The sequence below is a fragment of the Streptomyces sp. WAC 06738 genome (assembly GCF_003945505.1).
GTDB lineage: Bacteria > Actinomycetota > Actinomycetes > Streptomycetales > Streptomycetaceae > Streptomyces.
The window spans coordinates 1,157,714-1,169,347 of the sequence record NZ_CP029618.1; the positions used below are offsets into that span (position 1 = coordinate 1,157,714).

10 protein-coding genes and 2 pseudogenes are annotated in these 11,634 nt (G+C 75.7%); 4 read left to right on the top strand and 8 right to left on the bottom strand.

What is annotated here, in order from left to right; translation table 11 throughout:
* Nucleotides 1-139: 139 nt before the first annotated feature.
* Nucleotides 140-1,567 carry a type ISP restriction/modification enzyme gene (locus DMB38_RS04745; protein ID WP_125934088.1) on the top strand — a complete coding sequence of 476 codons (1,428 nt, stop codon included), beginning with the start codon at nt 140-142 and terminating at the stop codon, nt 1,565-1,567.
* Nucleotides 1,568-1,589: 22 nt separating this feature from the next.
* Here DMB38_RS04745 and DMB38_RS04750 read toward each other — a convergent pair whose 3' ends face one another.
* Both DMB38_RS04750 and DMB38_RS04755 read right to left on the bottom strand, forming a co-directional pair.
* Nucleotides 1,590-3,119, bottom strand: a complete 1,530-nt coding sequence (locus DMB38_RS04750; RefSeq protein WP_125934089.1) for a S8 family serine peptidase — start codon at nt 3,117-3,119, stop codon at nt 1,590-1,592.
* 77 nt (nt 3,120-3,196) lie between these two features.
* Nucleotides 3,197-3,952, bottom strand: a complete 756-nt coding sequence (locus DMB38_RS04755; RefSeq protein WP_125934090.1) for a TetR/AcrR family transcriptional regulator C-terminal domain-containing protein — start codon at nt 3,950-3,952, stop codon at nt 3,197-3,199.
* Nucleotides 3,953-4,021: 69 nt separating this feature from the next.
* Here DMB38_RS04755 and DMB38_RS04760 point away from each other — a divergent pair, with 69 nt between their 5' ends.
* Complete coding sequence (locus tag DMB38_RS04760) at nt 4,022-5,020, top strand: ATP-binding cassette domain-containing protein (protein ID WP_206337645.1); 999 nt, start codon at nt 4,022-4,024, stop codon at nt 5,018-5,020.
* On the top strand, nt 5,017-5,814 hold the full coding sequence (locus DMB38_RS04765) for an ABC transporter permease (protein ID WP_125934092.1): 798 nt from the start codon (nt 5,017-5,019) through the stop codon (nt 5,812-5,814). Before DMB38_RS04760 ends, DMB38_RS04765 begins: the two co-directional genes overlap by 4 nt.
* 108 nt (nt 5,815-5,922) lie before the next feature.
* Here the strand turns inward: DMB38_RS04765 and DMB38_RS04770 are convergent, their stop codons facing one another.
* The 4 genes and pseudogenes from DMB38_RS04770 to DMB38_RS04780 all read right to left on the bottom strand — a co-directional run bounded on the left by DMB38_RS04770 (nt 5,923) and on the right by DMB38_RS04780 (nt 8,993).
* Entirely contained in the window at nt 5,923-6,189 is a 267-nt protein-coding gene (locus tag DMB38_RS04770) for a hypothetical protein (protein WP_078898157.1), read from the bottom strand.
* A 215-nt stretch (nt 6,190-6,404) separates the two neighbouring features.
* Complete coding sequence (locus DMB38_RS36600; RefSeq protein WP_240662808.1) at nt 6,405-7,373, bottom strand: hypothetical protein; 969 nt, start codon at nt 7,371-7,373, stop codon at nt 6,405-6,407.
* A 615-nt stretch (nt 7,374-7,988) separates the two neighbouring features.
* Nucleotides 7,989-8,189 (bottom strand): annotated as a pseudogene (locus DMB38_RS36605) (helix-turn-helix transcriptional regulator); the annotation flags it as partial.
* A gap of 426 nt (nt 8,190-8,615) precedes the next feature.
* Entirely contained in the window at nt 8,616-8,993 is a 378-nt protein-coding gene (locus tag DMB38_RS04780; protein ID WP_101425325.1) for a GntR family transcriptional regulator, read from the bottom strand.
* Between the two features lie 76 nt (nt 8,994-9,069).
* On the opposite strand from DMB38_RS04780, the gene DMB38_RS04785 reads away from it, so the two are divergent.
* Nucleotides 9,070-9,975, top strand: coding sequence for a GNAT family N-acetyltransferase (locus tag DMB38_RS04785; protein WP_125938812.1), 906 nt, complete (start codon nt 9,070-9,072; stop codon nt 9,973-9,975).
* Nucleotides 9,976-9,990: 15 nt separating this feature from the next.
* On the opposite strand, the pseudogene DMB38_RS04790 reads toward DMB38_RS04785, so the two are convergent.
* Nucleotides 9,991-10,533: pseudogene (locus DMB38_RS04790) on the bottom strand (NUDIX domain-containing protein); the annotation flags it as partial.
* Between the two features lie 80 nt (nt 10,534-10,613).
* A complete protein-coding gene (locus DMB38_RS04795) occupies nt 10,614-11,624 on the bottom strand; it encodes a penicillin-insensitive murein endopeptidase (protein WP_276314942.1) in 1,011 nt (336 codons plus the stop codon).
* Nucleotides 11,625-11,634: the final 10 nt, after the last annotated feature.

The following is an 11,634-nucleotide window of genomic DNA, read 5'->3' on the forward strand; positions in this document are numbered from 1 at the left end:
GGAGGGTCCGGGCTGGTTGCAGCTCCAGGCGGCGTTCAGCAGCGCGCGGCGGGACGGTGACGGCGCCCGGGGTGTCGCACCGGGATCGTAGGATGCGAAGCGCCCTGCGGGGGCTCGGGAGTCGAGGGGAGGTCGCGGGATGGGTGGTTCGGCGGACGGCGGTCCCGCCGTGGCGGAGCCCGCCGCGTCCGCGGAGGAGCCGCCGGCGGAGGAGCGGGCCGGGCACGGGGAGTCCGCGGCGGTCGCGGACGCGGCCGCGGCGGCGCGGCGGTCCGTCGTCAAGCCGCGGGCGTCTGTGGAGGGCGGCGCGTCGCCCGCCCCTTCCCGCGAGCCCGCCGAAGGCGACTCCGCCCCGCTGCTCGCCGATCTCATGCCCTGGGGCGTCGCCCCGCTGCGGCTCGGGCGGGGGTGGGTCATGGCGCCCGACGCCGCCTCGCTGCGGCGGCGGTGGGATGCGCTCGTACGGGCCGAAGGCGACGAGCGGGACGCACTCTTCCGGGCGACCCGGGCGCGGACGACGCACAGTGCCGTGGCGCAGTTGCCCGGCCGGGCCGCCGGGACCGGGCGGCTGGCGCGGGAGGCGGGGCCGTGTCCCGAGCCGGTGCGGGTGCTGCACGGGGCGTACGACCGGCAGTGGCTGATCCCCGACAACCGGCTGCTCGACGCGGCCCGCCCCGAGTTGTGGCGGGTCGCGGACGACCGGCAGTTGTTCGCCGTCGAGGCGGGGTACGTCACGCCGGGACCCGGCGGGTCCCGCGGGCTCGCCGTGGTCGCGTCCGCGCTGCTGCCGGACGGGCGGTCGCCCGCCGGGCGGCCGGGCCGGATCCGGCCGCTCTACCGGCGCCCCCGCGGCCGGGAGCCCAACCTCCCGCCGCGGCTGCTGCGCTGGCTGGGCAGGCGGCTGGGCGGCAAGGTCGGTGCCGAGGACGTGTTCGCCTGGGTGCTGGCCGCCGGGCGGGCCACCCCGCGCGGGTGCGCGGTGCCGCTGACCGCGGACCCGGAGGTGTGGCGGGCCGGCGTGGCGCGCGGGCGGCGGCTGCTGGAGGTGCAGCTCCGCGGCGCCCGCGGCGGCGGAAGGCCCCGGCTCCCGGGCGGCCGGCGGCCGTACGTGCGAGCGGCGCTGCCGGCCAGGCCCGCGGAGGTGTCGTACGACCCGGAGGAGGAGGTGCTGCTCCTCGGCGAGGGCCGCATCTCGCCGGTGCCGCGCGACGCGTGGGAGTTCACGGCGGGCGGCGTCCCCGTGCTGGAGCAGTGGATCGCCGCACGCCTGGAGCCCGCCGAGCCCGGGACCCTGGCGGCGATACGGCCCGCGGCGTGGCCGCAGGAGTGGACCTCGGAGCTGCTGGAGCTCATCACCGTGCTGGCGCTGCTCGCGGAGGCGGCCGAGCCGGGGGCGGACGAGGCGCGGGGCACGGACGGCTCGTACACCGGGGAGATCAGCGCGGAGATCACCGCGGCCGAACTGCACGAGGCGGGCATCCTTCCCGCCCCGGCCTCGGCCCGCCGCCCCGCGTCGGTGCTGGACCACCACGAGGAAGGCCCGGAGGGGCAGTTCGCCCTGATCTGAGCGCGGGGCGGGGCGGGGGCGGCTAGCGGCGTACCGCGTCGAGGGCGTCGGCGACGCCCGCGCCGTAGAAGCCGTTGCGGCGGTCGTCGCCCTCGCAGACCGCGTTCTCGGCGCCGTCGCCGTCCGGGTCGTAGCGGTCGGGGCAGCCGGGGTTGTCGGCGTCGGCGGCCAGGAGGGCGCGCAGCTTCGCGGGAGAGGCGCCCGGGTGCGCGCTCTTCAGGAGGGCGGCGACGCCGGAGACCTGCGCGGAAGCGGCGGAGGTGCCGGGACCCGAGGCGTACTCGCCGCCGGGCCAGGTGGACAGGACGTAGGGATCCCGCGAGGGGGTCTCGGGGATCTGGTAGTCGTCGCCGCCGGGGGCGGCGATGTCGATGACGCCGAGGCCGTAGTCGGAGTGGTCGGACTTGAGGTTCTCCGCGCCGACCGACGCGGCGCTGACGACGCCGGGCAGCATGTGCGGCAGCACGGGGCACGCGGCGGGGTCGACGGTGCGCTCGACCGGTGTGCCGTCGCTGGGGCTCTCGGCGTCGGTGAACTCCGGGTCGGCGAGGTCGCGGCTGCCGTTGCCCGCGGCGGCGATCTGGAGCAGGCCCTTGCCGGTGGCGTAGCGCTGGGCGCGGGAGACGGCGTCGAGGATGGCCCGCTGGTCGGGGTCGTCGGCGCAGACGAGGTGCCACGGGTCGATCGAGAAGCTGCTGTTGGCGATGGCCACGCCGTGGTCGGCGGCGAAGACGAGCGCGCAGACGACGGACTCGGCGTAGACGAAGCCGTCGCCCGGGCCGGCCGCCTTGATGGCCGCGATCGTCACGTCCGGGGCGACCCCGGCGACGCCGACGCCGTTGCGCGGGGCGGCGATCTGTCCTGCGACCCAGGTGCCGTGGCCGGCGAAGTCCCCTTCCGGGTACGGGCGCCAGGCGCCCGGCGTGGTGTCGGCGGCGCCGCCGACGCAGTCGGCGGACTGCCCGGCGGAGAAGTGGGCGGCGAGGTCGGGGTGGGTGTCGTCGACGCCGTTGTCGATGACGCCGACGGTGACGTCCGGGCTGCCGGTGGAGAGGGCGTGCGCCCGGTCGGCGCGGACGACGCGCAGGGACCACTGCTCGGCCTCCAGCGGCTCCGGCGGCACGGCACGGACGCGGCTTCCGGCCCCCGCGACCGCCGCGCCGGCGGCCCCGCGGTCCTCGTACGCCCGGAACCGGCCCTCCGCCGGCGCCGCCGCGCTCCGCAGCGGCGCGGTGCGCGTGGCGCCCGCGGACCGGACGCCGGGCACGGCGCGCAGCCTGCTGCCGAAGTCCGCGTCCGCGGCGTGCGCGACGGTCACGCCGATCTCCGGGTACGTGGCCACGACGGTGCCGCCGGCGTCGGCGGTCGCGGACTCGACCCGGTCCAGAGTGGCGGCGTCGGTCGCGCTGTTGACCACGTACGACAGCGGGTCGCCCGGCGCCGCGGCCGGACCCGGCGGGCCGCCCGTCGCGGCGGCGCCGGGCGCGAGTCCGATCGCGGCGGTCGCGGCGAGGCCGAGCGGCAGGGCGAGCAGACGCCGGGAGAGATACATGGCAGAGGAACGTAATCCCGGGCGGGACGCCCATCAAGAGGGCGTCGGACACCGCCGGCCGCCCTGGCAGAACCCTGTCACTCCGGCCCGCCGGAGGTCTCGAAGCCGTCCAGCACCCGTCCCAGCAACCGCCGGAACGCCGCCTCGTGGTCCCCCGGTTGCGGCGCCTGGGCGAGGACCGCGGCCAGGTGGGGATACTCGCCCGTCGCCAACTGCCCCGCCAGATACGCCCCCCGGACCGCCTCTTCCTCCGCCTCGGTCCAGGGCAGCGCGCGGGCCCGTTCCGCAAGCGCGATCTCGAACGTGACGTAGCTGGTCACCGACGCCGTGACCATCGCGACCAGCTCCATCTTGGTGCCCGGCGGCACGTCCAGGCCCGCCAGGGCGGCGAGGAACCGGTCGAGGTAGCGCAGCGCGTGGGGCGTGAACCCGTACGCGGTGGTCGAGGTGAGCCGCGGCAGCCAGGGGTGCCGGCGCATCAGGTCCCGCGACTGCTCCGCCAGCGCCAGCACGTCGGCGCGCCAGTCGCCGGTGAGGGGCACCGACAGGTCGTACTCGGCGCTGACCGCGTCGACCATCAGCTCGTGCAGGTCCTCCTTGCGCGGCACGTAGTTGTAGAGCGACATGGTGCCGCTGCCGATCTCGGCGGCGACGCGGCGCATCGAGACGGCGTCGAGCCCGTCCGCGTCGGCGATGCGGACCGCGGCGGCGGCGATCGCGGCGCGGCTGTGCGCCGGGCGCGGGCCGCGGCCCGCGCGCTCCGGGCGGGTCCAGATCACCTCGGGCGTGGCGCCGCGCGAAGTCCCGTCGGCGGCTCGTCCGCTCGCTGCCATCGCTGCCTTCCTCGGGGCCGTCGGGTGCCGGTTTACGTACAGCGTACTGAGTCGGCTATGCTCGGCCGCATGACAACTACGTACGCTGTACTTAGTAAGGCGCTGGAGAAGCGCTACGGCGACGTCCACGCCCTCCGCGGCCTCGACCTCGCCATCCCCGAGGGCACCGTCTGCGGCCTCCTCGGTCCGAACGGCGCCGGCAAGACCACCGCCGTACGCGTGCTGACCACGCTCGTCGCGCCGGACGGCGGCACCGCGCGGGTCGCCGGGCACGACGTCGCCGCCGAGCCGGCGGCCGTGCGCCGGGCCATAGGGGTCACCGGGCAGGCCGCGTCCGTGGACGACGACCTGTCCGGGCGCGAGAACCTGCGCCTCTTCGCCCGGCTGCTGCGCCTGCGCGGGCCCGCGGGGCGGGAGCGGGCGGACGAGCTGCTGGAGCGGTTCGGCCTCGCCGAGGCCGCCGACCGGCCGGCCCGCACGTACTCCGGCGGCATGCGGCGGCGGCTCGACCTGGCCGCGAGCCTGCTCTCCCGGCCGCGGGTGCTCTTCCTCGACGAGCCGACCACCGGGCTCGACCCGGCCAGCCGCGAGCAGATCTGGGCGGCGGTACGGGAGCTGGCGGCGGCGGGCACGACGGTGCTGCTGACGACGCAGTACCTGGAGGAGGCGGACCGGCTGGCCGACTCGGTGGTGGTCGTCGACCACGGCCGGGCGGCCGTCACCGGCACGCCGGACGAGCTGAAGCAGCGCGTGGGCGCGTACGCGGAGGTGGTCGTGGCCGACGACGCGGCGCTCGCGGCGGCGGCCGTGGTGCTCGGGCCGCTCACCGGCGGCGAGCCGCGGCTGGACGCGGAGCGGCGCGCGGTGGGGGCGGCCGCGTACGACCCGGGGCTGACGCTGCCGCGCGTGGTGCGGGAGCTGGACGCGGCCGGGGTGCCGGTGGTCGACGCGACTCTGCGCCGGCCGACGCTGGACGAGGTGTTCCTCCGGCTCACCGGGGCGGACGCCGCCGGAACGGCGAAGGACGGCTCCGGGACCGCGCGGGACGCGAAGGAGGCGGCGGCATGAGCGACCTCGCGTACGACGGCATGGCCATCGTCGGCCGCCAGTTGCAGCGCGCCCGGCGCAACCCGGCGCTGCTCGTCATCACCCAGGTGATGCCGCTGACGCTGCTGCTCTTCTTCGGCTACGTCTTCGGCAACTCGGTCTCACTCCCCGGCGACGCCGACTACCGCACGTACATCGTCCCGGGCCTCTTCGCCACCACCGCCGCCGGCGGCCTGGTCACCGGCATGCTCCAGGCCGCCGCCGACACCGGCCGCGGGGTGACGGAGCGCTTCCGGGCGCTGCCGATCAGCCGGGCGGCGGTGCCGCTGGGGCACGCGGTGGCGGACGTGCTGCTGTTCGCCGCCGGGCTGGTGCCGCTGGTCGCGGTGGGCTACGCCGTCGGCTGGCGGAACGACGGCTCCGCGGCGGCGACGGCGGGGGCGCTGGGGCTGCTCCTCCTGCTGCGGTTCACCTCGGCGTGGATCGGGATCCACCTCGGCATGGCGGTGGGCAACGAGGAGGCGGCGGGGCAGTTGGCGAGCACGACGTTCATGCTGCAGTTGCTCTCCAACGCGTACGTACCGACCCACGGCATGCCGGGGTGGCTGCGGGCGGTGGTGGAGTGGAATCCGCTCAGCGCGTACGTCACCGCCGTACGGGACCTGACGGGCAGCGCGCCGCCGGGGCTGGACGACGCGCCGGGCGCGGCATGGCCGATGACGCATCCGGTGGCGGCGGCGCTGGTCTGGTCGGTGGTGCTGCTGGCCGTGTTCGTACCGCTGGCGGTGCGGCGCAGCGCGCGGGGACGGGGCTGAGACGCACCGCTTCGGGTCCGCTCGGGTGGGGGGCGAACGGACGCGGGCAGCGATCGGGGCGGGCGCGGCATGCCGGGTCGCCGCGCCCGCCCCGATACGGGCTGTCTGTCAGCTCCGGCGGTTGCCGAAGAGGGTGCGCCGCAGCTTCCGCAGCGGGGCGAAGAGGGAAACGCGCGCCATACGGCCCGGCTTCGCGGCCCTCTCCTCGCGCGCGGTCAGCTCACGCATCAGCATGGTGGCGCTGTCCGTGTCCCCCTGGGGGGCGGCGGGTCCGCCGAGCACGGCGAGATGCCGGTCGACGCGTGCCCGCGACGCGGTGCTCCCGCAGTTGATCGCAGGAACTCGCGCCTTGCCGCGCATTGCTATCTGATCCATGACACTCCCCACCCTGACGAGGGCTCCCGGCCCGGGCAGGCTAACCCTATCGTCTGCCTGCGTCACATGCGCATCCCCCACAAGGGAATCATCCCCAATTCCCGGCCCAGAACGCGGTCTTGACCTGGAGAACCGTTTCATCTGGCTGGAATACGCCCCTCGACGGTGGATCCCGTTCCGCTTCTTCCGGTTCCTCCTGCCCTACGGCTCCTGCCCTACGGCGCCGAGGACGCGGACTCGTCCGCCGGCGCGTCGACCGGCCAGGAGTACCAGGAGCCTTCGAGGGTGTCGTAGTCGTAGAGCGGACGGTCCTTGAGGGAACTGGTACGGAACGGGGCGCCCTCGTCGTCGATGCGTACGGCCCCGGACTCGTCACCGCTGCTCCACTCGACCTCCAGATACCAGCGGACGTCGTAGTCCTCGGTGCCGGCGTGGATGAGGAGGGACAGCGGCTCGTCGTCGGTGACGCGGAACGGCAGCGCCGGAGGGTCCCATGTGTGCGTGGAGTCGCCGCCCTGCTGGGGCTTGAGTACGGGGCGGGGCTTGTCGAGATCGACGCGGTACGCCGCCTGGGTGACCTCGCCGCCGCAGCCGCTGGACATCGCGAACGCGTTCCACGGCAGCGGGGTGCCGGTCGAGGTCTTGCGCACGTGGACGGCGTTGATGGTCACCGGCTCGTCGCCGCGGGGCTCGATGGCGGTCTCGATGTTCGTGGTCCCGCCGTGGACGGCGCCCTGGCTGGAGGCCCACGCCTCGGCGTCCTGCGCCATGGGCGGGGGCGGCACGTCGTCGGGCGACTTGTCGATGAGGTAGCGGTGGTCGCAGCCGTTCGACCAGACGTGGGAACGGACGGACCAGGCGAGGGGGGTCCGCACGGCGGGCGTGTCCCTGCCCGCGCTTCCGGCCCCGCCCCTGCGGGGCGTGGCACCGGGGGGCGCGTCCGCCTCCGCATCCTCACCGCCGCCGGCGGGCGCGGGCTTGCGCCGCTCGGAAGGCTCGGCGGACCGCTCCTTCTCCGCGCTCTCGCCCCCCTGCGCACCCCCGCCACCGCGGCTCCCGTCGGCCAGGACCCCGCTCGCGGGCCCGGTGTCGCCGTCGGCGCGGCCTTCGCCGGTGGACCCGCTGGAGGCGGCCACGAACGCCACGAGCGCGGCGGCCGCCACCCCCACCCCGGGCACCCCCACACGCCGCCACCGCCGCGCCCACCGCGGCCCGCGGCGGTCGGGCGAGGACGCGGAGCCGCCACGGGCGGAGGGGCGACCAGGGCGCAACTTGCCGGCAAGGCGACGGATTTCGCCGGAGCCGGAGCCGCTTGCGCCGCCACGGGCCTCGGAGGCGGGAGAGCCGAGGGGCGCGGACGACGACGCGTCACCGGCGCCGGCGTCCGGTCCGTCCGCGCCGCCGGAGGCGGAGGGCGGTACGGCTGAAGCCGCCCCGGCCGCGGCGGAGCCGCGCCCCTGCGCGGCGCCCGGCGGCGAAGGCACCGTTGCTGTTGCGTCGTTCGCGGCGGGGCCCGCCGCCGGGGGCTCCGCCTCGTTCACCTCGCCGGTGGCACCGCCACGTGCGGCCTCCGCTGCCGCGCCGGACCGGTCGCCGACTCCGCCACGCCCCGCCGCGCCACTGCCCCGCCTTGCTCCACGCGACCGGCGGCCCGCTTCTCCCTCGCCCATGCCCGGCGCAGGCGCACCACTGCTCCGGCCACCGCCCGTGCCCGCCGGCGGCTCCCCCGCCGCCCACGACGGAGTCGACCCGCGGCGCGTGCCGTTGGCGCGGTGCCAGCGGCGGTGGAGCTCCACCAGTTCTTCCGGGGTCGCGCCACACAGGCGTGCGAAGCGTTCCGCCGGGGCATAACTCGACGGGACAGCGTCGCCGTTGCAGTAGCGGTGGAGGGTCGACGTACTCACGTGGAGGCGCGCCGCAAGCGACCCGTAACTGCGCCCCGAGCGCTGCTTCAACTCGCGCAACAGCGCCGCGAATTTCTCCGTCGCCGCGTCTTTCACGTCCCGCCCCCGTTCCGACGCGTTCCACCCTAGTGCTGTCCGCGCTGGTCGGTGGCCGGATTCCCGTTCCAGCTTCCCGTTTCCACCGCGATCGCTTGCGGCCGGTTCCCCCGGGTCCGCAGGCTTGTCACCAGCACCAAGCCAAGCCCCAGCACCTAAGCGGCGCGGCGCCGGGCGGAGTACGGGGGTATCCGCTCGGCGCCGCGCGACGGCCTCCCGGGCCGGGTCGGTTCGCGGGCGGCTCCGGGTGCGGTCTGCGTACGTCGTCGGCTCGGCCCTTGGTGGGCCTCGTCGGCCGGGCCGCTGCGCGCCGACCGTCCGCCCGGCGCCGTACCCGCGAGCACAACGGCCCGGCCCGGGTGACGAGGCCCCAGGTTCGGCGTGTACCCCCGAGGACCCGGACCGGGTCCCGAGCCCGGTGGGGTCCTACGCGCCGGCGTAGGCGGCGCGCAGCGCCTCTTCCACCGCGGTCAGCGCGGTTCCGTGGTCGAGTCCGAGGCGCTGCGCCCGCTGCGCGTACACCTGTGCCGCAGCGGCCGCCTCGCGCTGCGCGGCGTCGCCCGCGGCGGCCACGTAGCTGCCGTGCCGGCCGCGGGTCTCGATCACTCCGTCGCTCTCCAGCGCGCGGTACGCCTTGGCGACGGTGTTCGGGGCGAGGCCCAACTGCTCGGCGAGGCCCCGGACGGTGGGCAGCTTGGTGCCGGCCGGGAGGACGCCACCGCGGGCCTGGGCGGAGATCTGGGCGCGCACCTGCTCGTACGGTGCCTCGGGCGCCTGCTGGTCGACGAAAATCTGGATGGTCACGGACTCATTGTGGTCCGCGGGGCGAAATTCGCACGACAGCGGCACCCCCGTCGCCGTACGGTGCGGCGCCATGAGTGTGCTCGTACGCGACTTCCGTCCCGAGGACGCCGACGCCGTCGCCGAGGTGCAGCGCGCGGCGGTGCCTTTTATCGTCACCACTCCCGAGTCGGTCCGCTGGAACGTGGCGTCCGCGCCGCCGGAGAAGCGGCTGCGGGCGCTGGTCGCCGAGGCCGGCGGGGAGGTCGTCGGCGAGTGCGAGGCGTTCGTTCAGTACGACAGCAGCACCCCGGGGCAGGGCATCGCGCAGCCGCACGTGCACCCCGGGCACACCGGCCGCGGCGCCGGTTCCGCGCTCGTCGCGGCGGCCGAGGCGCATCTCGCGGCGCACGGCGTGACCACCGTCTACACCTGGGTGTACGACACGGAGCGCGACCTCGGCTTCGCCGGGCGGCGCGGCTACCGCCGGGGGCGTACCGGCCGGATCCTCCACCTCGACCTGCGCGCCCCGCTCCCGCCGCGGCGCGAGCCGGCCGCGGACGTGGAGCTGCGCGCCTTCGCGGACTTCGACGATCCCCGGCCGCTGTACGAGGCGGACGCGGAGGCGGCGCTGGACGAGCCGAGCGACACGCCGGCCGACGCCATGTCGTACGAGCACTGGCTCGACCACACCTGGCGCGAGCCGCTGCTCGACCGCGACCTGACGATCGCCGCCCTGGTCGACGGCGAGGTGGCGGCGTTCAGCCTGGCGGAGACCGACGGGCACACGCGCTATCTGTCCGGGATGACCGGCAGCCGCCGGGCGTTCCGCGGCCGGGGGCTGGCGAAGCTCGCCAAGCACGAGTCGCTGCGGCGGGCGCGGGCGGCCGGGTACACCGACGCGTTCACGGGCAACGACAGCGGCAACGAGCCGATGCTCGCGATCAACCGCTGGTTCGGCTACGAGCCGTTCCTCACCGAGCTGCGCTGCATCAAGGACCTCTGAGGGCCGCGCCCGGCGTCACGGCGGGCCCGCCGTCTGCGGCAGCACCACGGCCCGGTCCGGTATCCGCGGGTCGTACGTCAGGGGGTCGTCCGCCTCGTGCAAGTGCACGACGAACCGCTCCCCCGCCCGGTACGCCTCGAGCCCCACCCGGCACGACGCCACCAGGTCGTCGGGAAGGGCGTCCAGCGGATACCAGCCGATCTCGGCGCACTTGTCCGGCTCCGCGTTCACCACCCGGGCACCGGGCGGCAGTTCCGCGGCGAAGAACCATCCTATCCTCGACCGGCCCGCCGGCGGCCTGTGCTGCATGACGAGCGCCACCGCGACCTGCTCCGGGGCGAGCACGAGACCGATCTCCTCGGCGGCCTCGCGCAGCACCCCGGACCGTACGTCCTCGCCGTCCTCCAGATGGCCGCTGGGCATGTTCAGCAGGCCGTCCGCATAGCCCGTGCCCGCCCGGCGGGCGAGCAGCACCTCCGGCGCGGGGGCGCGCCGGAGGAGCAGCAGGTGCACGTCCACGATCCCCCGGTGGCGGTCGGGGCTCTCCAGCCGGGCCACGCGCTCTCGCGGTGCGCCGTCGGTCACTTCTGCTCTCATGCGCCGATCGTCGCAGCCGCCACTGGACACCGGCTTGGCGCTCAGCAGTCGTAGAGCGCGTTCCCGTGGACCGCCTCGCAGTAGCGCACGTGCAGGTGGTTGTCGTGGTTGGCGTACTGGGTGACCAGGCCCTCGGAGATGAGCTGCGGATCGTTGAAGAAGATCAGCTTGATGTGCCCGGGGGCCGAGGCGCGGATGGCCTTGACCAGGTCGCGGGTCGCCGCGCGGTCGTACGCGGCCGACTGCCAGGTGATCCGCCCGGCGGTGCACTGGGCCGAGTCCGTGCGGATCGGCCAGACGTCGAAGTCGAGCCCCAGCTCGTGGCTGGCGTGGCCCGGGATGTCGCCGCCGTGCTCGAACCCGCTGTCGCCGACCGGCAGCTTGCCGTTGCCGGTGCCCGCGAAGGAGGCCGCGGCGGCCTCCAGTTGGGCGACGGCGGCGGAGGTGCCCCAGTGGGCGTTCGCGTTGCCGTCGGGGCTCTGGCCGCACATCGTGCTGCCGAAGCTGGTGTTCTCGTAGTGCCAGAGCAGGTTCTTCCAGGTGACGGGGCCCACGATGCCGTCCACGCCGATGCCCGCGTGGCCCTGGAAGGTGCGTACGGCCGCGGTCGTGGCGGCGTCGAAGGTGCCGCTGACCGCGAGCCCGGCGCCGCGCTTGGCGTTGAGCGCGGCCTGGAGGGCCCTGACGGCCCCGCCGGTGTCGCCCTGGCGGATCGTCGGGGTCAGCGCGCCCCAGGTCTGCGGTCCCACGATGCCGTCGACGCCGAGGCCCTTGGCGCTCTGGAACTGGCGCACCGCGGTGTTCGTGGCGGGGCCGAACACCCCGTCGGGCGAGACCGAGATGCCCTGCGCGGTCAGCAGGTGCTGCAGCGCGAGGACGTCGGTGCCCCTGTTGCCGCTGCTCTGCGTCGGGAAGGCGGCCTGGGGGTACGCGTACGCCGGGGAGCCGAGGCCCAGGAGCAGGGCGGCCACGGTGGCGACCAGGGCGGCCAGCCGGAACAGCGGTCTGTTCTTCCGTTTCTTCGTCTTCTTCGTATTCTTCGTCTTCTTCATCACGTTCTCC

Coding starts and splice junctions, on each gene's coding strand:
- DMB38_RS04745 (WP_125934088.1), top strand. CDS start 140: ATGGGTGGTTCGGCGGACGGCGGTCCCGCCGTGGCGGAGCCCGCCGCG.
- DMB38_RS04765 (WP_125934092.1), top strand. CDS start 5,017: ATGAGCGACCTCGCGTACGACGGCATGGCCATCGTCGGCCGCCAGTTG.
- DMB38_RS04760 (WP_206337645.1), top strand. CDS start 4,022: ATGACAACTACGTACGCTGTACTTAGTAAGGCGCTGGAGAAGCGCTAC.
- DMB38_RS04755 (WP_125934090.1), bottom strand. CDS start 3,952: ATGGCAGCGAGCGGACGAGCCGCCGACGGGACTTCGCGCGGCGCCACG.
- DMB38_RS04770 (WP_078898157.1), bottom strand. CDS start 6,189: ATGGATCAGATAGCAATGCGCGGCAAGGCGCGAGTTCCTGCGATCAAC.
- DMB38_RS04795 (WP_276314942.1), bottom strand. CDS start 11,624: ATGAAGAAGACGAAGAATACGAAGAAGACGAAGAAACGGAAGAACAGA.
- DMB38_RS04750 (WP_125934089.1), bottom strand. CDS start 3,119: ATGTATCTCTCCCGGCGTCTGCTCGCCCTGCCGCTCGGCCTCGCCGCG.